The 23,752-nt window shown below is 53.0% G+C and carries 16 protein-coding genes and 2 tRNA genes; 4 read left to right on the top strand and 14 right to left on the bottom strand.

The features are described from left to right. Window positions 1-323 precede the first annotated feature (323 nt). Window positions 324-1,919 carry a right-handed parallel beta-helix repeat-containing protein gene (locus VLX68_06670; GenBank protein ID HUI91915.1) on the bottom strand — a complete coding sequence of 532 codons (1,596 nt, stop codon included), beginning with the start codon at window positions 1,917-1,919 and terminating at the stop codon, window positions 324-326. A 164-nt stretch (window positions 1,920-2,083) separates the two neighbouring features. Further along, window positions 2,084-2,884 (bottom strand): YXWGXW repeat-containing protein, encoded by an 801-nt coding sequence (locus VLX68_06665; protein ID HUI91914.1) that lies wholly within the window; start codon window positions 2,882-2,884, stop codon window positions 2,084-2,086. Between the two features lie 200 nt (window positions 2,885-3,084). On the opposite strand from VLX68_06665, the gene VLX68_06660 reads away from it, so the two are divergent. Beyond that, window positions 3,085-3,498 carry a GFA family protein gene (locus VLX68_06660; protein ID HUI91913.1) on the top strand — a complete coding sequence of 138 codons (414 nt, stop codon included), beginning with the start codon at window positions 3,085-3,087 and terminating at the stop codon, window positions 3,496-3,498. A gap of 27 nt (window positions 3,499-3,525) precedes the next feature. On the opposite strand, the gene VLX68_06655 is transcribed toward VLX68_06660, so the two are convergent. The 4 genes from VLX68_06655 to VLX68_06640 all read right to left on the bottom strand — a co-directional run bounded on the left by VLX68_06655 (window position 3,526) and on the right by VLX68_06640 (window position 14,386). After that, entirely contained in the window at window positions 3,526-5,505 is a 1,980-nt protein-coding gene (locus VLX68_06655) for a glycoside hydrolase family 30 beta sandwich domain-containing protein (protein HUI91912.1), read from the bottom strand. A 346-nt stretch (window positions 5,506-5,851) separates the two neighbouring features. Next, on the bottom strand, window positions 5,852-8,548 hold the full coding sequence (locus VLX68_06650) for a DUF4982 domain-containing protein (protein HUI91911.1): 2,697 nt from the start codon (window positions 8,546-8,548) through the stop codon (window positions 5,852-5,854). Window positions 8,549-9,427: 879 nt separating this feature from the next. Next, window positions 9,428-12,958 carry a PKD domain-containing protein gene (locus VLX68_06645; GenBank protein ID HUI91910.1) on the bottom strand — a complete coding sequence of 1,177 codons (3,531 nt, stop codon included), beginning with the start codon at window positions 12,956-12,958 and terminating at the stop codon, window positions 9,428-9,430. A 591-nt stretch (window positions 12,959-13,549) separates the two neighbouring features. After that, on the bottom strand, window positions 13,550-14,386 hold the full coding sequence (locus VLX68_06640) for a hypothetical protein (GenBank protein ID HUI91909.1): 837 nt from the start codon (window positions 14,384-14,386) through the stop codon (window positions 13,550-13,552). Between the two features lie 282 nt (window positions 14,387-14,668). On the opposite strand from VLX68_06640, the gene VLX68_06635 reads away from it, so the two are divergent. Both VLX68_06635 and VLX68_06630 read left to right on the top strand, forming a co-directional pair. Further along, window positions 14,669-14,803 (top strand): hypothetical protein, encoded by a 135-nt coding sequence (locus VLX68_06635; GenBank protein HUI91908.1) that lies wholly within the window; start codon window positions 14,669-14,671, stop codon window positions 14,801-14,803. A 69-nt stretch (window positions 14,804-14,872) separates the two neighbouring features. Then, window positions 14,873-14,963: transfer RNA gene (locus tag VLX68_06630), tRNA-Ser, on the top strand. 63 nt (window positions 14,964-15,026) lie between these two features. Here VLX68_06630 and VLX68_06625 read toward each other — a convergent pair. The 4 genes from VLX68_06625 to VLX68_06610 form a co-directional block, all read right to left on the bottom strand. Beyond that, window positions 15,027-17,180 (bottom strand): hypothetical protein, encoded by a 2,154-nt coding sequence (locus VLX68_06625; GenBank protein ID HUI91907.1) that lies wholly within the window; start codon window positions 17,178-17,180, stop codon window positions 15,027-15,029. Next, a complete protein-coding gene (locus VLX68_06620) occupies window positions 17,177-18,121 on the bottom strand; it encodes a serine/threonine-protein kinase (protein ID HUI91906.1) in 945 nt (314 codons plus the stop codon). The genes VLX68_06625 and VLX68_06620 overlap by 4 nt, the downstream gene beginning before the upstream one ends. A gap of 144 nt (window positions 18,122-18,265) precedes the next feature. Beyond that, window positions 18,266-18,349: transfer RNA gene (locus VLX68_06615), tRNA-Leu, on the bottom strand. A gap of 141 nt (window positions 18,350-18,490) precedes the next feature. Continuing rightward, complete coding sequence (locus tag VLX68_06610; protein HUI91905.1) at window positions 18,491-18,739, bottom strand: hypothetical protein; 249 nt, start codon at window positions 18,737-18,739, stop codon at window positions 18,491-18,493. 214 nt (window positions 18,740-18,953) lie between these two features. Between VLX68_06610 and VLX68_06605 the strand changes: the two genes are divergently transcribed. Then, the gene (locus VLX68_06605; protein HUI91904.1) at window positions 18,954-19,577 is read left to right on the top strand and encodes a methyltransferase domain-containing protein; all 624 of its coding nucleotides are present in this window, start codon (window positions 18,954-18,956) and stop codon (window positions 19,575-19,577) included. A 12-nt stretch (window positions 19,578-19,589) separates the two neighbouring features. Here VLX68_06605 and VLX68_06600 read toward each other — a convergent pair whose 3' ends face one another. From VLX68_06600 to VLX68_06585, 4 genes are all read right to left on the bottom strand, one after another. Further along, the gene (locus tag VLX68_06600) at window positions 19,590-21,260 is read right to left on the bottom strand and encodes a DUF2341 domain-containing protein (protein ID HUI91903.1); all 1,671 of its coding nucleotides are present in this window, start codon (window positions 21,258-21,260) and stop codon (window positions 19,590-19,592) included. Further along, window positions 21,253-22,098: a TIGR02147 family protein gene (locus VLX68_06595; protein ID HUI91902.1), complete on the bottom strand. Its 846-nt coding sequence runs from the start codon at window positions 22,096-22,098 to the stop codon at window positions 21,253-21,255. Before VLX68_06595 ends, VLX68_06600 begins: the two co-directional genes overlap by 8 nt. A gap of 261 nt (window positions 22,099-22,359) precedes the next feature. After that, window positions 22,360-22,794 (bottom strand): transposase, encoded by a 435-nt coding sequence (locus VLX68_06590; GenBank protein ID HUI91901.1) that lies wholly within the window; start codon window positions 22,792-22,794, stop codon window positions 22,360-22,362. Between the two features lie 383 nt (window positions 22,795-23,177). Further along, on the bottom strand, window positions 23,178-23,711 hold the full coding sequence (locus tag VLX68_06585; GenBank protein HUI91900.1) for a hypothetical protein: 534 nt from the start codon (window positions 23,709-23,711) through the stop codon (window positions 23,178-23,180). Between the last annotated feature and the right edge of the window lie 41 nt (window positions 23,712-23,752).

Genomic DNA, 23,752 nt, shown 5'->3' with positions numbered 1-23,752 from the left:
TGTGCGTTCATTCCGGCGTTATTCATGGCTAAAATATAAAAATCAATCAGCCAGTCATAAACGAAAAGAAACAAGGAAATGCCCCCCTGTTTTTTAAACGATCATATAAAAAACTTGAATAAATAAGCACGTATCTCATTATAAATAGTACCGTTAAAGAAGGATTAATTCAAGAATTTTCTAAAGATGCTTTGTGCTTTGCAGATGAGAATTATAAACGGACAAGCCGCATTCCATTGACGGACCGCCTCACGGGCAGTTACTTTATCATAAATGAATATCGATCAAATCAATTGCCGTCGGCTACGATATCCGCCTGAGCCTTATTTCACGGACACCAATTTCGCGACCATGCATTTGCCGTTTATCGTAACATTGACAAAATATAAAGCGCCGCTTACATTCCCCGGATTCCATTCAGCGTCTCCTATATTTTTCAACGTCGCCACACGTGATCCGTTTAGCTTTACTATTTCAACGTCTCCCCTCGCCGCCAGTTTTATGTTCATCGTTTCGGTGCGCCGGTTCAACTTCACGGACATGAGCGGTGACGCCGACGATGCCGGAACGTGAGCAGGCCTTACCACCCCGGAACCTGATCCGTACTCATAGGCGCCTATGTCAATTCCCGCTCCCGCGGGCCGCGCATTTCCGTCAAAGTCGACGGAAGGCGCATTTGCGGAAGTGCCTGAATCTATGGCAGGGCTTCCGGCCTGCAGGTGAAAATTCGCGGTCACCGGATCAAGAGAAGGGTTTGCAAACCGCGGATCAGCTTTCTTGTCATGCGATCCGGTTTTTCCTATCAGTGAAGACGAGGGGGTTCCGGACGCGCTCCAGAAAATATTGTAATCAACCGTCAGATTGGCGTTCGGGCAGCAGTCCTGCATTACGTTTCTTCCCGGGGGCGCGACCATGATGTTGTTGATGATCCTGGTGTTCCTGCCCTGGTTCGGGAAGATCTGGCCGCGGTTTATCGCGGCGGTCTGATCGTTCATGTAGGCCGTGTTGTTGATAACGTCCACGTGATTCGTCTTGAAAAGCGTTATGCCGTCTCCGCCGTTGTTGAACACGACATTGTTCTCAAGCAGCATCCGGCCGTTGTACGCGGGCACATTGCCCGCGGTCCCGTCCTGTATGTCAATGATGATGCCTTCCCCGTCGGTGGGAACGCTCCCGCCCTGAATCGCGGGCATGCAGTTCTTGTTCGCATAGCAGCGGTTGCGGCGGACGAATACCTTGTAGTCCGTCGTGTCATCGTCAAAGCTGTAATTCCAGCCGAGCGATATGCCGCTGCAATCGTACGGAGAATACCATGCGTTGTTGTATACGGTGTTTTCCTCGATGGTGATGTAATCGGTGGTCTGCGTGGAGATCCCGCCGCCGCCGCAGTCGTGGACGACGCATTTACGGATGGCAATGTGGTGCGGATACGGAGACGAACCGGTCTGATACGACATGATGCCGTTGCCTGATGTCAAACAATTGTTGCCATCGGCACGCACCGCGTAGGCGGTGGCGGAATCCATGCTGGCGTTGTTCCCGGCTATTTCGAGCCCGTTTATTTCGATGTAGCTCGCACCGGTGATGTAAATCCCGCCCCAGCCGTTGAATTGCAGTTTCGGCTTATGGCCCGGATACGCCGCATACACGATCCACGCCGCAGCCGAGCCCGAACGCGTAATGTTGACCACTTCGCCGGTGGGCCAGCTGTTGGTATAGGTGCCGTTCATGATGTAAACGGTGTCGCCGGGAACCGTGCTATCGGCCGCGGCCTGTATGGTCGAAAACGGGTGCGCGTATGAGCCGTCCTGGGCGCCGCTTGCGGAAGAGGAAACGTAGCGTGCCGAGGCGTTTGAAAAGGAAAAAAGCGAGAGAAGAACCAGCAGGCAACGGCCCGTAAGGTTTTTTTGGATCTGCATACCTCAACGCCCTCTTTTTAAAAAGCCTCCTGATTTTTGACAAAAAGGAATTCAACGCGGGATTGACTCTCAGCGATGCGCGATCACTTTGCAACACTGTTTGGCCGCGGGCACGAGCAAAGCGCTTATCCGCCATTCATCAGCCCGAATGATCTTTTCTGCCATCACCTCGCCTCATCGCGAGGCGGCTTTGAATCAGTCCTGTTGTCGGGATGCTTCTGCTTGTTCTTGCGGGGTGGCTTTGGTTTTGCAATCTTGGCTTTTGCAGGGACCGGGGCCAGCCTTTTGGCAAGCAGGTCTGGGCGAGGCTGTCCCTGGTTTTTTGAAGCCAAAAGCTCCGGTGTCCTGCCGGCGGCCCGGACATGCTGCCTCTGCAGGGGGGTCGCGGCAATGTGCTGTTCCCGTGCGGCAGCGAATTCCTCGTTTGTCGGCGATGAGACGACGCCGCCCTTTCCGCCGTTATAACTCACAACGGCGACAGGAGCCCTGTTCTCCACAACGGAAGTAGAATACGTGTTGCTTACCACGGTCACGTTTACCCTTGTTACCGCGCTGTTATAGTAGAATTCATTGTCTCTCCAGTATCCGCCAACGTATCCCACCCCCGAATAACCATAGCCATAATTTATTCCGCCGTAATATCCGATATGTCTTCCCCAATACCCGGAATGCCAGATATATACGCCGTCAGACCACCCCCAGTAGCCCGGTGTCCATAACCAACCGACCCTGGGGGAAATTTCCCACATGCCGGGAACCCAGTAATAACCGTCCGGGCCATATGCCCAATATCCCGGAACCCAAAGATACCCCGGGCCAGGACAATACGGCTGTTCATAATAAGGAATCGGCGGCGGCGGCGTTCGGATGTAAACCGTTTCAACGCACCCGCAAAAGATCGCGCAGGTTGCGGCAAACAGCGCCCATGAAAGTACAACAGAACAAACAGGTTTTTTAAAGCCCATTTTCCACGCCTTTTATTGAATAATTTTGCCCACCGGAGCCGAGCCTGTTCTTGAATAGGTTCACAATAGAAAAAAATACATTGATTCGGCAGCAAACAATTAGACAATTGAATAAAAAAAAGGTTTCTGCAAGTTTACAAAAACAGATTTATATTTATCTTCTCCGAAAATAATTTTCAATTCTCACAGGAGGGAAAACAATGGACGTTCTGAAAGGATCATGTCTGTGCGGCTCTATAAGATATTCCTGCACCTCGTCGCCGGTGTTTGTTGCAGCCTGTCATTGCGCCGCCTGCCAAAAAGCAACGGGTTCCGCCTTTGCAGTGGTGGCAGGGCTTAACAAGGCTGATTTCACCGTTTCGGGCGGCAAAATGTCAACCTACGAGCATGTCGGCGACTCCAGCACCACATCGCGCCGATATTTTTGCCCCAAATGCGGGTCGGGCGTCTATTCCGAGAATCCCTTGAGGCCGGGCATGGTCACCATCAGGGCCGGAACGTTGGAAGATGCGGCCGGCCTAAAACCCTCGGTGAATGTTTACTGGCGCGACCACCAGAAATGGGTTGAAGAGATCGCCGCCATGCCAAGACATGATACCTCGATGAAACGATGATGCGGACGGATTTAGCGACCAATTAAATCAGTAAATAAACGACATTAGGGCCCATGCCGGTATGGTCGGCTTGATGATCTGCGTCCCCTGTTTGATTTTGAACGCTACCGGGTTTGCCGTCCTGTTCAGAACGGTGACGGCTATAAACCCATCGGTGTTCTTGAAAGCGCACGGCTCCAGGCTCGATCCGCCGGTGAGCGCGCACCCGATGCGCACCGCCCCCGGCCGCAGGTAGCGGCTGAACTGGGTCATGTAGTATTGCTGGCGCAGGTATTTGACGCCGTCGGTGGCGGAGTCGACCACGATTGGACCCGGTGAGCCTCCGGTGCGGTGCTGATAGGGGCCGCCGTCGTAGTTGGTGCACAGGTTCCAGACGAGGTATCCAACCGACCAGTGGTTCAGGTTTCCTATCACCTCATGCGCCATGCGCTCAGCATCGGTGCCGGTGTCCCGTATGCTGTTTTCGGTCCCCAGCATCCAGGCGTTGGGGAAATTGGTGTGCACCACGTCCATGCTGTCGAAATAATCCCCCGCGTATTTATGATAGGCCACGCCCCAAACGTATTTCGCGGCATTGGGGTCGCTCATCACGCCGGTCACCCGCTCGACGATGATGTCTTTGTTATGGTCCCAGATCATCAAGTTTACATTTGCATTGTTTTGCGCGAGCGTGGGGCCAAGGTAATTCTTGACAAAATCACGCTCCTGGTCCGTGGAATAAATGCAGCTTTCCCACGTCTGGACCGCCTGCGGCTCGTTCTGGACGGTGAGCCCCCACATCGGCACGCCGTTGTCCCGCATACTCTGGATATACTTGACATAGTAGAGCGCCCACGCGGAAAAACAGGTTGACAAAAGCTCGCCGCCGTTGAACATGGAGTTATTGGTCTTCATCCATGCGGGCGGCGACCAGGGCGATCCGAAGATCTTGATGCCGGCGCCCGGGATGCGGAGGGCCTGCCTGATCACCGGCACGGTCCACTTCAGATCGTGGCTGAAATCGAAATTGTTCAAGTTGTAATCACCCGGCGTGACATCGTACGCGTAATTGGCCACGCTGAAATCGCAGCTGTTGATCGGCGTCCGGCATACGGTGTAACCGGCGCCCGTGAACGGGTTGAAAAATGCGTTGAGCACCTCGGCGCGCCTGGCGGCCGAGATATTGGACAGGTTGTAGGTTGCGGTCTCGGTGAAAGCGCCGCCGAATCCGGTGATGCTCTGATAGGTGGATGCCGGCGTGATGGTGATCGTCGGCAGCGCCGAGCCGTCGTCGGCGCCGAAAGTCATTGCCGGGTCGGTCACCAGATTGTCACCCGCCATCGAGGAGTGGATAACCTGGACCTGGCCGGCCGGCACACTGCTCTGCAGGTCGATATCATACGTTCCCGGGGAAGTCCCGGCAGTCACCCGGCTCACTTCGTAGCCCACCGCCCAGGCAAGGAGTGTATCGGGAAACGTACCGGTTTTGGAAAGCCCTGCCGTTGCCGCGGCGCCGCCCGAGCGAGGCTTTAAATCAGCAACAATCGCTCGGCCTGCAACGATTGAGGCCTTAAGGATGGTGACCCCTGAGCCGATTTTTACTTTCACGAGATACGGCTGCGCCGCTTCCTGCGTCCCGAACGGATCAAGCCGGTGAATGCCTTTTGTCAATTGCCGGTCAAGGATGCGGGTAACATGCCTGCCGGAAAGGGTATAGAGGTCCACCTGCACCTGCGCGGGCTCATTCCCGACCTCGAGCACGAGCCGGTTACCGGTAAAGTACGGCCGCACTGCGGAAAGCCCTGCCGAAACAGCCGGCAAAACCGCCAAGGCATCGCCGAATGCGTATTTGCCGTTCTGGTCGGTAAGACAGGTGAGGCCGGTATCGGCAAGGCTCACGATTGCGCCCTGGACGGGCAGCTGGGTGGTCTTGTCGCGCACCGTGCCGCTTATCGAGATTGCGGATTCGATTGGATACAGAAGGCCGGCAAATAAAACGGCGGAAAAAATAGAGCGGGAAAGGATCATACGATTTCTCCTTTTGCCCCTCCCTCGTCAAATAATATAGCACGTTGGGGTAATTATGTCAAAAAAAAACATCATAAAAAATCATCGATCTTTCCGTAAATCATCTTCGTGGAGCACCGAGTGGCATTACAAGGAATTTTACGAGAATGTAAGCGACGCAATTGTCAATGGCCCACCCCATGCGTGCGACTTGAACCGGCGCAGAATGTCATACGGATTATCGAGCCTGCAATTAAAAGTGGCCGCGAGGGGGAAACCATGGAAACGCAAATCAATCCCCGCGGCCTTCAGCCAGATTATCCAGCAACAGAATAGAGTTCGGTGCGGATTAGCGCTTGTCGTCGGATCAGCGCATTACAACAATCCGCTTCTCCCCTTGGCTCATCCCGTCTACTTCACAACGAACGAAATATACGCCCTTGCCCAGGAAGGCGGCCGACCCGAACAAGGTAAAATCGTGCCAGCCTGCCGAATTTTGCATCGCCGGAACATGTTTCATTACCCTTCCGGTCGCGGTAATGACGTCAAATGCAACTCTTCCTGGTCTGCTGATGTAATACCGGAGGTTCTTTCCAAGAATCTCCATTTTGAAAGCGAGGACGGCAGACGAATACGCTGAGGCCGGCTTCCTGTATTCAACCGGATCGTTTACATCGCTCACCATGAATGTGGTCGTGCCCGTTCCCAGCCCGGGGGAAGTCGCCGATACCGTTACCTGGCCCGCAGTCCACCGTGATCTCACGGCTATCTTACACATGCCGGCTTCGGCCTGAAGCTGGGAGTCAAGCGGCGCGTGATAACCATAACCCTGTCCGGTGGTGACCAGCTGATCGGTGCCGCCGCGATACTCACAGGGACCGGAGGTGTGGAAATTGATATTCATGTTTGCCGTGGGAACCCAATTGCCCTGCGCGTCAACCACCGTTGCCACGATGAACGCCGCATCGGATCCGTTGGCCCTGATTTTGAAAACTTCACCATCGGGTTTTACAACGGCCGGATCCACGGTGAGCGTGATGTGGTCGGCCGCTCCAGCGGTGACTTGCTTGTCGGTACACACCACGTTTCCGTTTGCGTCAAGCCCCTGCGCGATAAGCGTTCCCGCAGCCCATGCGACGTTGTCCCACCAGCATTGAAACGGCATCTGCGTGGTGGTTTGATTAGTTGTCTCATTCCCTGTCCCGGTCCAGGGATTCGGCGTTTTGTTGCCCAGGTCGGTGCCATTAAGGAGAAGTTTCACCTGCGGGCAGTTGCTGAACGCATTGACCCGCACGGTGCCGGAACGGTTCCAGTGATACGCCAGGAAAACCACAGGCTTGGTGGCGTAGGGCACCCAGCAGGTGTTGTATATTTTGTAAAGCAACTTGGGAATGCGGTTAAAATCCATCATTGAAGACCCGAACGAGCGGACTCCCGGCCCCGTGGGGCCTCCCTCAAAATCCCCGGCCTCGCCGGGCGTCTCCGCCAGATACCACTGGCACAGTCCGAAACAGTTGGCTTGTATGTTCTTTCTCCAGTTTTGCACGAACTCTTCCGCAAACAGGAGCTCATAATCAAAGGCAAACCTTGCGGCCTGATGGCCCCAGGCTTCGGCGCCCCAGCTCGGGCACAGCGGGTGCTGCTGATGGAGTCCTATTTCGCAACCGGTCACCGTACATGCAATAAGGTCACCTGCCTGGAATTGCGGTCCACCGCGAACGGATATCACGCGCGGTGTAACGGGATCCCATGTTTGACAGACGGTCCTAAATGCGTTGGCAAGGTTTGGATCGATATCTCCGTTGCTTACTTCCCATGCGAGGATCGAGGGGTGGTTCCTGTCTCGAACGCACACGTCCCGTTGGATTTCCTCCTTGAGCGTGACGCGGTCGGCCGGCGGATTTGCTCCGGTGGAAAATGCCCCCTCGCCTTCGCCGCTGGGCTGCATAAGCATGATTCCCTCGTCGTCGCACGCCTGAACGAACCCGGGACTGCACGACGAATGTCCGGGTCTCCACAGGCTGCCGCCGATTTTTGCAAGAATCTGTGCGTCCCGGTACTCCTGTTCCGGAGGCATTGCCGTGCCTAGGGCGGGATAGTCGTAGCGCGCAGAAGCGCCGTATAAACAATGTTTATGCCCATTGATATATGGGAAATTTGCGTCCCAGGTGATGGTGCGTATGCCCAAAGGACTTTCAAAAACGTCCACGGTGGTCCCGCCTATTTTTACAATATGGTACACCTTGTGCATATACGGCGTGCCGTAGGCGCTGTTGTTCGGATACCACAGGTGAGGATTGGCTATCGTGGCGGTCTGATCGAACATGTATGTTTGGCCCGCCGCCACGGTCTGGGAGTTGTCGATGCTTGATACCACGGTGTTCGTCATATCCACGATCTTGGTCGTAAGGGTCACACTCTGGTCAGTCGCGCCTTCGTTCTGAACGTTGGTCTGGATCCGTACCGTGGCGGAAGCGTCCGACGCGGCGGTGGTCGCCACGCAGGTTCCCCACTTGTTAAGCACCGAATACACATTCAACGGCACATGGACCGGATCGGTGATATGCAGCCAAACCGGCCGGAAAACACCGACGTCGGCCTGCCCGAATCTGAAGACTTCCGAAAAACCGGGATCTGCGTAAAAACCCTGTGAAAAACCGGTTCGTATTGCAAGCAGATTGTCCGCACCGCCGAACGTAACGTTACTCGTAATGTCCACAACAAAACCGATGAAACCTATAACGTGGGTCGCGTTCGCATCCGCGGTAACCGCGCTGTTGCCCTTTATAAGGGTGCCGTTGATATACAACTGGCAGCCCATATGGGCTCCTTCAACTTCAATGAATATCTTCCTGCCCGCATATGCATTGTCAAGGGTAAAATGCTTTCTGTACCAGCAGTTGCCCCCGAACATCGGCCCGCCACCGCTTTCGCCGTTTACATATGTGTCGTCGTCATTCGGGGTATACGGGACTCCCACGTCTTTCCATGCGGCATCGCTTACCGTCGCGCTCTGGGCATTGACGGGGTCCGATTTGATGAACTTCCAAGGGGTGTCGCCCAAGTTGATCTTTATTCTGTGGCTTGGTTCCGGCGTATAGGTTTCAGCGTAACTAACGAAAGCCGAAACCAGAAAGCCACATGCGGCCAACGCCAACAATTTTTTAATCATTATTTCTCCTCCTTTTAAAGTTTATTTCGGAAATCAGGTTTTTTAATGGGTGTCGGCGGCTGTAAACAAAACTGAATGGCACATCGCCAGCGCAGCTTAAGCGCTACAATAGACACCCGATATTCACTATGGTAATATAGCCCTTCGCGGTATTATTTCCATGAATAATTGTTAATCCGTTTTTTTTCTGTTCACTCTGGTGAACATCATTATTTAAACACGACAAAACGCCGCAGTTATAGGTTTTTTTTCTTAATAATCTATATGATTGGCTTCTGCAACTCGGCGGTCGCTAACTTTGCATATTCCAGAGAGTCAACCTTGAAGGCAACGGTTCACTAAACGTCCACTAATTATGAAATTCTCCAAATTTCAAGGGTGATAGCCGGATATCGTCAGTAATTTCTGATGGTGTTCCTACCCCTTCCCTAACACCTTTTCCGCGATTTGCTGTCAGAGTACTGTTAAGATTGACATGTGAGAGCAACCCCGCTGGCTTCGCCTCTTCTGCGCTTCGCTCCGAGGTTACGGGATTGAAGAATCCCCGCCCCAAGTGGCGGGGATTCTTCCTTGGCTATGGAATCAGAATATTTGTAGTCGCCCGCTAACCCCGCGCCAAGTCGCGGGGAATGCGCGGGCTGTGCCATTCAATTAAATCGTCAAATAGACAAATAAATCATGGATTCCTGACGCATCGCACGCTGAAACCGACACACAATGCACCATACTTATTTCTTTTGTAATTGAATTGCAGAAAGAAATCTCGTTGCCCTATTTATACGTTGTCCACGTGGTGCCGTCGAACTTGGATACGCAACCCGCCCCGATAATGTTCGTTCCAAACCATTTGTTCCCCTGCTTGTCAATGGCGATTGCCGAAACACTATTGCTTGCCAAACCATTTGTCGTTGTATAGGTCGACCATGTGGTGCCGTCGAATCTTGACACGCCACCGCTTGTTGCAAACCATACTATTCCCTGCCCTTCAACGGCTATGGCAAAAACATCGTTGCTTACAAGGCCGTTTGCCGTTGTGTAGGTCGCCCAGGCGGTGCCGTCAAATTTTTGCACTCCGAAGCCGTATGTCCCAAACCCAAACCATTTGTTGCCCTGCCCATCCACGGCCATGTTGTTGACGTGATTGTTTGCCAGACCATCATCGGTTGAGTACGTTGTCCAGGCGGTGCCGTCATACATTGAAACGCCGGAGCCGTCGGTACCAAACCATTTATTGCCCAGGCTGTCAATAGCTACGGCCAAAACAGAATTGGAAGCCAGGCCGTTCGCGGTCGTATAGGTTGTCCAGGCGGTGCCGTCGAACATTGATACTCCGCCGCCTGGTGTTCCAAACCATTTATTACCCTGTCTATCAACGGCCACGGCCTGGACATAATCCCGCGCCAGGCCATTTGCCGTTCTGTACGTTGTCCAAGTGGAACCATCATATTTTGTCACGCCGCCTGCAATGGGATCTCCTGTTGCAAACCATTTGTTGTCCTGCTTATCAACGGCAATGCCCCAAATATTATTAGATGCCAGGCCGTTCGCCGTTGTGTACGCCGACCAGGTGGAGCCGTTGAATTTCGATACCCCGGCTGGACTTGTTCCAAACCATTCATTGCCCTCCGCATCAATGGCAATGGCATTAATGCCATCATTAGGAGGGATTACATTTTTAAGGAAAAAAGACCTCTCGCCTGACCAGGCGCTGCTGTCCCCGCCGTCGTCATAGGCAATCACTTTGAACTTATACCCCAGCCCGTCGTATCCCTCTAGGAAAGCGAACGTGTCCGACACATCGGTGGCGAATTGAACATATCCGGAATTGTTGTGGTTGATAAGGAACATGTATTTCACGCCCTGGCCGTTGGGGTCCGCGCATTTCGTCCATCGCATCGGGGAGGAAGCCGCTATACTGTCGCCGTCATGGACGGGGAATTTTATCACCGGCGCCGGCGGCGGACTGTTGATAATATTGCCATATACAACGTTGCTCCCTGCACTCCAGACGCCTTCGCTGTCCTTCTGATAAACCCTATAATACCGCGGCTGCCAGACATATCCCGGCGAAGGCGTTGAGCAGCTCACCGTGCCTGCGGTGGTAACAGTGGCCCATAGTTCGCTGGCGGTATCAACGGAATTTGTCGCGTTTCTGAATATCCCGTATTCCGCAAAATCCGTCTCCTGTGTTTGGCTGTAGTGGACGGTTATGGTATTTACCGTGCTGTCAATTGAAGTAATTGCTAACGGCCTAGGCCTGACACGGACCCTTAGTCCCTTTACCACCACATTTCCGTCATCATCAGTAACCCGGAACTTGACGCTGTCCCATGAGCAGGCGTTGCCGGTTGTGAAAGAATATGCTTCACTTCCGGACAAACCGAGGCTTCCGAGGCTTTTATAATTGCCGCTGTTTGCAGTATCTATTCCAACTGTCATTGTCCCGAACTGTTGCTGAACATAAACCGAGCACCGTACGGTGCCGCCATTATCAACCACAGTGTCCGCCGAAAGAAAGGTGATTGCCGGCACATCCTGCACTACCGCCACAACCGCCCTTGCCATCCCCTGTTTTCCAAAGCTGTCCGCCACGGCCACGCTTACCGAGCACGCCTTTGCATTGGAGGGGAACTTATGCCCAATCGTATTCACCTTTGTCGTGTCATACTGTTTGCCGCTCCCATCCCCGAAATTCCAGTAATATTTCTGGAGTATCCCGTTGCTGTCGGTGGCATTTATGGTAAATGCGACGCTGTCGTTTATGCTGATGATCGTGTCCTTTAGCCCGGTGATCAACGGTTTGTCGTTTGTGATTGTAATTGTTTTTGTCGCCGCGGTTGTATTGCTGTCATCATCCATTACCTCCACTTTAACGGTAAATGTTCCTTCTGCCTGGTATTTGAAAGTATACGTAGAGCCGGTTGAATCATCATAGCCTGGTGCTATGCCATTGTCCCAACGGTACCTTATGATACGGCCGAATTTCTGGGATGTCTGGGCTGTAAAGGTAACGGGAGTATTAATGGCCGCCGTGTCTTTGCCCGAAATGCCGGCTGTCGGGACATCTTGAATGATGCTTATGTCCACGCCGTCGGTCCAAACAGTACCCGCCCCGTCAGTCACTTTTACGAATATCCTCTTGTTTCCAGCCTGTTTCCACGAATAGGCCAATGTGTCCTTTCCTGCCAGCGAAGAATCCGATTTTTGCCTGACAGCAGGCGAATTCAGGCTGTCAGCATACCAGACTATTTTTTCTATTTCTCTAGTTGGATTCGAATAAGTAAGGCAAACTTTTATGGTATCGTTGATGCTGGCCGTATCACCGATGGTGTTATTCAAATTCCAGGTGAATGTGGTTGTCACAAGGGATGAAGAAACCACTTTTGCCGTGTCTCCCGGAACAGCCACTTTCGGGCTTTCTTGTCCGGCCCTCCACGAAACGACCGTGTATGCGTAGGTGTTCCCGACCGAAACGGTTGAATCGCTATACGTCGTCACCGTGCCCGGCAGCGGCGATTGCGTAATGAGGCTGAAATTCTGTCCCTTGATTGCCCGGTACACGTTGTATCCCGAAATCAACGACGTATCTGCGCCGGTCCAGGCCAGGATCACCATCTGCCTCAGCGTGTCATACGAAACTTTTAAACCCGCGGGTCCCGGAATCCCCGTGTATTGCAGAACGATATCATGCGGCAGGGAATCAACTATTCCCGCAGCAACGCTCAACACCGTATCTTTCGGTACATAGGCATCCAGCGTCGTCAACACCCTCACCCTGTACGTTCCTTGCGCCATGTTCGCAACGATGAACTTTCCAGAGGTGTCATCCGGCGTACCCCAGGTGTTTGTTCCCATGAATAGAATAAACACGGTCCTCGCATCATCTCCGGGCTGCAAACGCACTCTTCCCCGCAGCCCTCCCGGAGTCTTGAGCGTATCCGCGGGCGGATGAATGGCAGAGTCCTTAGTAACAGTCAGCGAGTCCTGGTACATCATGCCGCTGTCGCCCGAGGCGAGCACGTTGTAGGTTCCGGTGTCGAGATTTACAGAATAATTGCCGGTGGAGTCAGTGGTGGCGGAGTCCATAGCTGCCAGCTTTTTTGCCAGGCCACCGGTACGTGGATTGTAGTTGATAGGAAAGAACCGGACCTTGGCATTCACGGCCGGCGACCCGCCGGGATTACGAAGCATTGCGGAGGCTGTGGGGTTTCCTTTTTTAATGCTGTTGCCTGCAACGTTGTTGGTACATGTGACAAACAGGAACAGGCAGACGGCCAGGGATGCGAGCGAAGCGTACTTCATATTTTTCTCCAATGGTGGGATGAACCGATGTCATGACTTAAGAACGTTTTTCTCTGGAGCCAAGATGTAGGATTAGAATAGAATATCATTATACCACTATTATTGACTCAAGAACAAGGTATTATATCCTTATAAATTAAGAGCGCACGGCAGTTGCGTAAGTTGCCTTGGACAATATTTTCAGATTTTTAATAATTTTTAAGGGGGAGTTTTCACCTATTGAGAAACTACTCTAATAAACTACCCAAAAAGTGGAACACTTTTTCTTCCCATAGCCATCCCCTTTATATATTTTTTACGAATGAAAAATATCGTCTGTATTTACCGACGATATCTATAGAAAAAGCATTTAAAAAGCCTGACAAATAAGCTTAATAAAAATTTGCAACTGAATTAACTCCAATAAGTTAACAAGATTGTTGGAGGGGTAGCCGAGTGGCTGAAGGCAACGGTTTGCTAAACATTGTCAAATGCGTTATTTGAATAACAAGCAAAACCTTTTTCACTCATATCGTCAAAATATCGTCACGCATTTTTCCGCCTTGTTACCTCATTCCGTCATGCGAAATCGAAATTCACGTGAAGACGTTTTCAGTAGATAAACGCCCGTTTTGTCATATATGTGCCTCTTTTCTCCAAATAGCAACCACAAGGAACATGCCCGTGCGTTCCGTCACAGATGAACGAAACGGCGCGTCCCTGCAAGTCAAAGAGTTGAAAGGAAGAATAGGTTTTAGCCATGAGATATTTTGTTCCCCTTTCCCGATTGGAAGGAAACAGTGTTGAGGTTATCTGTGCGCCGCTGAAATCAGTGGAACCATTAGGTTGCACATAGATGTCGACGACAAGCATGTTCTTGCATGTCTCCACAGGATATCCGAGCTGCCCGCCGAAGGTTTGAGTCGGTTTCGCGGGGTCTAGATAAAGAGTATCTACTCGAACGAGCACGTAGGTGGTAAAGACAAATATCGAGGTAGTGCCGAAAATAAAAATATTGTCAGCGTCAGAATTCGGTATCGCTTCAGGCAAAGTGCAATAGCGGCTGTTGGGGCTGGAAGTGTCGCATATCCTGAATTGCAAAGAATCGGTAAGACTAAGCGGCGACGACCAATTGATCTGTTTCGAGGCCGAGCGAAAAAACGGCCGGGCTGAACCGATCGACCAGGTCGGGCAACATGGGCATGCATACATGCCACCAAGAACCGCAAAAAATATTTCCTTGTACGAGAGGGAACAGGGCATAGCGCCCATATTGGAAGCGACACTGTCAACCATGAGTTGCCCACCCATGGTGTTGGAGAAGTACACTCCCCGGCCGTAGGCGTTAAGGATATGCAATGTGTCTCGTTGGTGTACAAGCGCGGACTGGGAAAATGAAATGAGGCCTACAACGAATAACAAAGCGTATATCAATTTACTATCACGCATAATGGACCTTCCTCCTTTTTTTTCGGTTTTTTGCCGCGTCCTTAATGATAATTATATTAGGAATTGTCTAATAAATCAAGTGAAATAACCTGCACGACCTCGGGAGCTTTTCCTCTTCTCCCTCTCTTCCCCGCATTATTTCTCATTTAAACAATCCGCGTTTGAATTATATCCGCGAAATACCCCGCGTCACCAGTCCTTTACAATTGGAAATCTTCTACTACTACCCTTCCAGTGATGCTGGGCAATGAAGCTCAGGTACAATACACAGGGGGCAATTGCATGGAAACGGCACTGGCGACGGTAAAGCTTTCGTTGGGGCTCGATATCATGGGGCGTGAAATCGGCGGGTGTTGTGGAAAATTATCAGGCGCAGGCGCGGTCAAAAAATATGAAATCAAGATACACGCAGGATGAAAGCCTTTTCAACCCCCAACATTAACAATTATATTTATCTGACTTTTCATCGAGGCATCGTCTACCTATGGAGGGGTGGCCGAGTGGCTGAAGGCAACGGTTTGCTAAACCGTCGTAGTGGGTAAAACTGCTACCGGAGGTTCAAATCCTCTCCCCTCCGTTCTTTTTCATCCTTATTTTTCCACACTTATCATTGGAGACAGGACTAAGTCTAACAGCATTGTCATGTCTTCGCCGTTGCTCGAACCTGTTCTTCCTTTTTCTTATGCCCCGCAAGCGCGAGCTCGAGAAAGGAGCGGTAGCCGGTCATTGTCTTCTTGTCAAACGACGCGAACGTGACGGCGAATGCGGCGCGCAGGCGCTCGGTCCCGCAGTCGAACATCATGGCATTAAGACCTTTTTCCATACGGAGCGTGACCGTATTTGCGCCGGGGCCTTCGGTCATGGGAAGCACCACGAAGGGCACGTCGCGCGAAACGAGTCCAAGCGATCCCACCATGTCGAGGTCGCGCAGCGCCTTGCGCAGGAAAGCGAGAATGTGCGGCATGAGTGCCTTTTGATCCGCATCGTTTGCGGTACGGGAAGGGCCGCTTTCCGGCCGCACTACCTCAGGCGTGACGATGAGGCACGAAAACGGCGTGTTGTACCGCTGATGACGCTTGATTTCCAGTTCCAGGAAGTACATGGTCGCATTGACATTCAAAACACCCTTGGGGAGCTCCGGCTGCGCCTTGGCGGGGGTCGCTTTCGCCTTTTCGAAGAACTCGGCGATGCGCGTGTCGCTGAAGCCCTTTGCCTTGAGCATCTCGGTGAACGGCTTCTGCAAAAACTGCGCGTCGTTTTCGTTGCGCACCATGTCCTTGAGGGTCTGCACGAGGTGCGTTTCGCCGCTGTCCTTGAGCGTACCCACGAACTTCGACGCCCACTCCTGCTTGAAATCCGATGCTGTCTTGTCAAGCCTTTCCGCGAGCTGCTGCGAAGCCTCGTCGAGCACCGGCTCCGGGATCCCGTGGCGCTTGAGCTTCTCCACGAGGTCTTTTTCAATCCTGCCGATGGTGGCCTTTACAAGATGGATTCCTTCCCTGCTTGCCATTTCCTTTGATTCGAGGGCGAGCGAGCGGCTCACCTGCTCCACGTAGTCGGTGAGCATGGCCGAGAGCTGCGCCGAGTCCTGGCGCGTGGTCTTGCGGATCTCCGAGGCGAGGATGATGAGGCGCGCGGCGTCGGCCGGGTCCTCCTTGATCGAATCCACGAGCTCGTTCATGGTAATGCCGATGTCCTGCACCGCGTTTTCAAAAACGCCGGCGATACCTTCCGAATCGATGTCCTTGAGGATCTCGGTCACGAGCTGGAGGTATTCGGCCTGCGGCATGCCCTCCGAAAGCAGCGTTTCTTTGAGCCGGGGCAGCATGCGCTTGAGCTCCTTGATGTCGGGCATCATGCGTCGGATGATCTGCGCGAGCCTGCGCAACGAAACGCCGCCGGCCTTGTATTCCTCCTTGATGAGGCGCAGCATCACCTCGTGGCTCATGGCGTCCACCTCGCTCGCCACCAGGTTTTCCGATTCGTTAAGGTCGTGCGTTTTGCGGATCAGGTCGAGGTTTTCCGCCACCTGGTTCCTGAGCTTGGCCACAGCGTCCACCATCTGCTGGCCGGTCATGGCGCCCGCCTGGCCCGGTGCGCTCATCTGCGTATTCACGGCCCTGAGGTGTGCCAGCATGGTTTCAAGGCCCGCGCCCTGCGAAATGCCCGTGTCCTGCCCCGCCGCTGCGGCGCCCGCCCTGGCGCCCCCCATCAGCTGTTGCGCTGAAATAAGGCCGGTGAGGCCGTCGAGCACCTGTTTCGTGACGGAGGTGTCCTGCGGCGAAGCGGACGACGCCTGCAGCCCCGCCGACGCGGCGTCCTTGTTGACGATCGCCTCGTCGGCGGTCATCTTACGGTACACAACGTAGTTGAGGCGTATTCCCTTGACATTCTGCAAGGCAAGGCCCTGCTTCATCAGGTCGGCCGTGGGGTAGGCCAGCATGTCGCTGAGCACATGGAACAGCACCTTGACGCCTTCGATGGTGGCCTCCGACGAGAACGTGACCGATTGTAAACCGGCCTTTTTAAAATGCGCTACAAGCCGGCGGGCGTTGATGATTTTATCGATGCAGTGGTTTTCAATATACACCGAGTCACGTTCCGCCAGCAGGGACACGAGCGTGTTCCCCTTGGCGACCCTGCCAAGGAAATTGGCAAACGGGATTGCGGCATCCGTGGTTTTCTGGTGGTTGCCGCCGTACAGCATCGCGCTGTTATACACGAGGTTGAAAAGCCTGGCGAGGGTCTCGGCATGCTTCTGGTCAACGGGCCCCTGGCCGCCTGGCGCGTTCACAGGGACGCTCCGGCGCGGCCCGGCAAGGGCCTGCCGCTCTGCAGATCGCGGACCTTTTTAAGGTCATCGATGAAGGCGCGGCAGTCGCGGTAACGCCACTCCAGATTAGGCGCGACCGCCTTGAGGATCACCCGCTCGAGTTCGGCGCTGATCGCAGGAGACATCTCGCGCGGTTTTGCCGTGAAAAAGGTGTCGGGCGCGTTTTTCTTTCGCAGCAGGATCTGCGTTGTCTTTTCCTCAGGCCTCACCGGAAGGCTGCCGACCACCATCTCGAACAGGATGACGCCCGCCGAATATATGTCTGTCCTTCCGTCGGTCACCTTGCCGTTGACCTGCTCGGGAGACATGTACAGCGGCGTGCCCACCACGAGTCCTTCCGATTTATATTCACCCGATAGCGCGCGTGCAATGCCGAAGTCCGCCACCAGCGGCCGCTTGCTCCGGTTTTCGATGAGAATGTTCGCGGGCTTTATATCCTGGTGGATAACGCCCTCCTCATGCGCGTATCCGAGGGCATCGAGCACCTGCATCATGAAGTCAATGGTTTCGGAAAGCGGAATGAGACGTTTTGAGGGGATGGGGTGTTTGGAGAGCCGCCGCATGGTGCTCCGCAAATCTATGCCGTCCACCAGCTGCATAACTTGGTAAAAGCAGTCGTCTGCCTCGCCCATCTCGAAAATCGGGATGATGTTTGGATGGGAAAGCACGGCCACCATTTCGCCCTCGTCACGAAACAGGTCGCTGGCAAGCTCGCCTGACGCCTGGGCCTTGGCCTTTACCAGCACCTTGACCGCCACCTGCCGCCGCAGGGTCTTTTGGTAGCCGACGAACACCACGCCCATCACGCCGCGGCCGAGCTCGCTTATCAGGGTCACATTTCCCAGGTCCCTGCCGATAAAACCAGCCCACTCGACGCCCGAGCTTCTAACGATTGAGGCCATGCGCACTCCGTTTTTATTGTAATAAACAGGAGTTTGATTTGCCGGGATTCGTCCCATTTACCCTGCAAAGCAGAAAATAATTCATTGCTTGCTTGATTTTGAATAAATAGAAGGCCGGGTACGTCGGCGCGGCGCGATGAGAAGTGCCGAAGGAGAGAGTCGAACTCTCATGGGGTTGCCCCCGGTGGATTTTGAGTCCACTGCGTCTACCAGTTCCGCCACCTCGGCATTGCAACGGGATAATAAATTAATTAATGTGAGGGGAAAATAGTAACAATGTGACAGAGATACTCGGTAACAAAGTGAAAAATGAGAGCATGCCCTTTTATGTACGTGTCTTTTTGTAACTCTTTGACTTTGCAACTTGCTTTAAAGGGAAAGATTTTCGTCGTCTGCCTGCCCGTCTTCGGGCGCCCGCGGGCCATCGGGATGATCGTGGTTCATATCTTCTATGGTGTTTTCGATGATATTGTCGGCGTTCTGTTCAATGAAGTCGCAGATGTCAATCGCATCCGCGCTTTTGCACTGTTTGATGTATTCGATGATGGAGAGCCCGGTGGAAATCATGATGTTGCGTACGAGGTTCTCATCATAGAGCTTGCAGTATTTTCCTTTCATGGCCGCTTCCCCCGCTTTCGGCATTCCAAAATGCACCGAGGCCTCTTTCCCTCTGATTATACCGTTAAATTGGGCCAGGGTCAACATCAAACAGGGTGCCTCAGCGGCGTTTTTCCCTGTTTTTCACGAATGACGTTTCACCAGTTTCGTTGATTTCACGTTTCCCTGATGTTAATTTTACACCATGCTGAGCATGCCTTCTATCCGATTTTCAATGCCCTATCAAAGCGGGCATCTTGAATTCGTGCGTCCTGCCGACCCCGACGCAATCCTCGATTCGATGACCGATGAAGAATATGACAAGGACAAGATGCTCCCCTACTGGCCGGAGCAGTGGCCCGCCTCGTTCGCCATGTTCAATTTCATGGCAGGCCGGGGAGCAGACGCAATTCCGGTAGACGCCTGGGTGGTGGAGCTCGGCAGCGGCCTTGGCATTGTCGCATCGGTGTGTGCCAGAAAAGGCATCCGATGCGTTGCAACGGACATATCCATCGACGCATGCAGGTTTTCCCGGCATAATATTCTGCTGCACGAGCAAAAGGCGTTTGTCATATGCGCGGACTGGCGCCATGCCTGCCTCAGACCCGCAATCGAGTGTGTAATCGCGTCGGACATCATTTACGAGCGGCGCTGGATCGCTCCCGTGCTTCGGTTCCTTAACAGCACGTTATCACCCGGTGGAACCGCCTTTATCGCCGACCCCTGCCGTCAGTGGTGGGAGGAATTCAAAACATGTGCCTACCAGGCCGGTTTCGCGTCGTCGCTTGCGTGGGAGGAATACGTCAATGAGGGAAAAACACGGGTAGAGATCCTGCGCTTTGCGCGCCGCAGGGACTAACCGGAAGATGCATTAATTCGCGAATCGCACAAAAGTGCTGCCCGGCCTCTGGTTTTCGTAATTAAGCTTGATCCAATCAGCGCTTGCCGCCAGTTTCATGATGCGCACTTCGTCAATTTTACCGTGGAGCTTTTGGGAAATCTTGTCGAAATACGCGATAGTAGTGTTGCTGCCGCTGGTGTCTATGGCGCCCGAAACGTTTTTACTGGCGACCAGCGCGCCGTTGATGTACACATCGATTGCGTTGCCGTCATAGATGCCGGCGATAAAATACCAATTGTTAAGCGTCAGCGAACCGCCACCCACCGAATCCGGTTTGCCGTTGGTAGTGACGGTCATGTCTAGCTGCCGGTTTTCGTTGATCATGAGTGAATACAGCGGCGGTTTCCCCGTTGCAGAACCTGCCTTGGCAATGCAGAATTCGCGGTTCGAGGAAGGGTTCCATTCGTAGGAATTCACCCACATTGAAAGCGTAAGCGCCGATGCCGCGTTGATGCTGGGCGCCATGAGATGGTCGTCGTTGTCGTCAACACTGTCGCATCCGCCGATGAGGCCGTAGGTCCATTCGTCCCCTTCATAGCCCTCGGGCTGCGCATTGTACCCGTTATCGGTGGCATCCAGGCGCTCGTTGAGCGCCCGCTGATTAAGGTGCCAGACCGCCTGATAACCCAACGCGGTGTCGAAGACGACGGAGGCCAGCGACTGCGCGGCCGCATTCAGGTTTCCCCAGTAAACGGTGATGGCGGTGGAATCGTTGCCCTTCACGGTGTCGACGAGCACCCACACGTCCGCGATGCCCGCATACGGGTCGAAACGTTCGATTTCATAGGGCAGGTGCCGGCCCTTGCTGTTTGCAAAGCGGATATCGTGCCCGTCGGAAAGGAATTGATTGAAGGTAAACGTGGGCGCGGTCATATGCACCATCACGGGAAAGTTCGTTACCGTGCCCGCGACATTGGCGCCCGCCGCGGTCGTGTTGAGCGTGATAACTTTTGCGTTGGGCCACAAGCCGTAATTTTCAGACGAGAACGGAGCGATCGCAATGGTGTCGACCAGCGTGTTTTGACCCTGCTGGCAGTTTACATCCGGGACAACGAGGGGTACAAAATCGCTCGACGAGGCCACCACCTGCAGCCGGTAATCGCCGGCGGGAACAAGCGGAATCTGGTACGCGCCGCTCGCGCTGTCGACCTTGGCGATCCTGTCGAGTCCCACCACCTGCACGTAGATCGGCACGCTCAGCGCGGATTGGTTGACAACGATGCCGCTGATTTGTGCCGCCCTGCCTAGCACGAGAGTATCCCTGAACGTGTCGGCGGGCGGAACGCCGAACCGCGCCATTACCGCCAGCGACTCGCCTTTCGTCGCCGAAAGGCAGTAATCGCCGGCCTCTATTGAATCGATGCGGAAACGGCCGTTGCTTTCCGTCACGACGTCCACGGCGACGCTGCGTTGTAAAACAGCGATGCCCGTGTCCTTGACATAATTGCGAGGACGCACCGACACGAGCGCCCCGGCCGCGGGGTTTCCCAGGGAATCCACGATCAGACCCGCAATTTCAACATTGCCGCCCTCGGTGACGCTGCCGGCCAAGTTTACCGCGCAATGCAAAAAAAAGCATGCGCCCGCGCCCGTGAGCAGGGCGAGCACGGAAGAAAACGCTTTGCAGAGTGCCCTATCCATTGCCAGCTTGCCCTTCCGGCTTTTTTGTCACCGGGAAAAATTGAATGTTGAGCTGATACACCCTGTCGGGTTTGTCTTCGTCAACCGCGATTTTGGCGATTCGCTTCCTGATGTGCTGTAATTCCGATTTCACCATTTGAAAAGTGTCGGGCGACAAGGTCATGGTGAGCACCGAAACGTCGCGCTCCGCAGCCGGGATCTTCTGGATCGCCCTTTTCGCAAGCTCCATGGTGGCAAGTTGGAAATTCGTGAGGTGCAGTGATTTCACCTCGTCGCCCGAAGTAACGGCGTTTTCCACCTGCCGGAAATTCCCGTCCTTGTCCTTTTGGATGAGCCCCAGCTCCTCCAAATATTTGATCGCTTGGTTCGCCTCGGTGTGCCGTATGGTCGGTTCCACCTTGTGGCCGAGCGCCGAAGGATTGCCTCCTGAATAGTTGTAAAAATACAGCAGTTCCCTGATTACCACATAATACCATTTGGAGAAAACGGACATTTTCTTCTTGTCGAGGACCTTGAGGTTTACTTTCTGCAACGTGACGAGGCGGTTGAAATATTCGTTCTTCTCGTCGATGACCTTCGCCTGCGTGAAATATACCATGGCCTCGAAATAGGCCGCCTCGGCCTTGTTCATCTTGAGGATCTTGGCGAGCTTGATGATCTGGATCGGCGTGAGGTTCTTCCGGCCGGCCATGACGTTGGAGAGGAATCCGGTCGAGGAGATTCCCATTTTCGCAAGGATCACCTTGTGGGAGAAATCGGGCCCGGTGTCTTTCTTGTGCTCGGCGAGAAAGTCCTGGAGATACAGCCGGTAGTTGACATATTCGTAGAGATTGGGCATAATAAAACCTTGTTTGACGGTGAAAAAACAATTGGGCGCCTCACGTCAACACGCTGGATTCCACCCAAGTTCTCACGCCAAATCTTTCTATAATATTACGATATTTCAAGTAATTTACCAATGATTTTTTCTTACTGGCGGTAAGAGAAACTTTGAATAGTAAACTGGCATAACATCTTGAAGTTTGATTAATTGGAATATTTAACGGTGTGATCGAAAGCAGGCTTTTTTATTTCTTAGCGGTAATAAATTAAACCCGTTTTATGCATTAGAAACTGAACAAGGTGGCGAAGAAGAGCGAGCGATATCGAACAATCCATCCAGCCAAGCTCGTTTTTCCCTTGCCAAAGAAATTTTCAGCGCCCTTTGATGTGCATGTTTGCTTATCCACGCTCCTAATGCAAAGCATTTGAAACGTAATGCGCTCAATGTTGTCTGGTTTTTCTGACGCAGGACAAATTGCCTGAACAGACTTATCAGATTATACGCCACCATGATCGACCGAAAAGCCGCTTCCGTTGCAAAAAATTTGCTGAGACAAAAACTAGCTATTCCAAAGTCGTACTTCAATTCACGAATCCGGTTCTCGGCATCCGCCCGGTCTCGGTACATGCTCCATACTTGGAGCATCGGTAAATCGAGATTCGTGACAAACACACTGCAGCGATAGGTACGGCATTCTGCGTCATCGAACAATAACTGTTTCCCGCTGGCTTTCGGACGTCTCTCGATAGGCAACGAAACTCACCGCAGCTGTTCGCGAATCCCCGTGCGGTCAAGAAAATCCTTCATCAACTTCATCCCGCCCCACGCACTTACATCCCGGTCACTGTATTCGATTATCATCTCATTGGTATCCATTTTTCACGCAACCCGTTGGGTGTTTATTCCGTTAATGATTATATCATCAAAATACAATGATATCTCTCTCAATAAAACGGGCTATTTCATTATTTGGGTTTAATTGTTTGGAAGGCGGCTGTCTGACCATTGCAAAATGTCTGATCAGCAGACAAAGGTCCGGCATATATTTCACTTATCAGTTTGTCCAAGAGGAATTTTAAAATCGTTAAAGCTGATCATTGCGTCGTAATTTCCAGTCCCCCGAACACCACCGTGGCGTCAATCTTGAGCGCCGGGGACTTTTCTGAATATGCCTTGGTCTTGTAGGTATATTCGCCGAACGAAACAATGTTCCCATCGGGCATCCTGGCCCCGGAAAAAGCCGAATTGACGCGCACAATTGCCGGCAGTTCCGGGTTGATCCTGATCTCCCCTGCTCCGAAAATGGCATTCACTCTGACCCTGCGATTCTGCGCGGCCAGCGCGCTGTCGGTGAAGCTCACGCTCCCCTTTCCGAAAATGATGTTGTAGTCGTTAGAGTCCTTTGACATTTCGGTTTTCACTTCGGAAAACACAACGGTGTTCGTTCCGCAGCACGGCCTGAACCATGAGCCTCCTACAAGAACGCGTACGCCGAAATAGATGAGAATCAATGCAACAATGATCCTGAACAAGGGAACGTGGATATTGAACATAATCCTGATGATGAGGGAAACGCCGAGGAGAATAAGGATGCTGCCCCAGAAAATGCCGCTGAATAAAAAGCCCATTTTCACATTCGCCTCCTGTTAAGTGAACTGCCGATGCATTT

This window comes from Chitinivibrionales bacterium (assembly GCA_035516255.1).
Taxonomy (GTDB): Bacteria; Fibrobacterota; Chitinivibrionia; order Chitinivibrionales; family FEN-1185; genus FEN-1185.
Note: the sequence above shows the minus strand (reverse complement) of the source record. Positions and strands in the feature narration are given on the sequence as shown.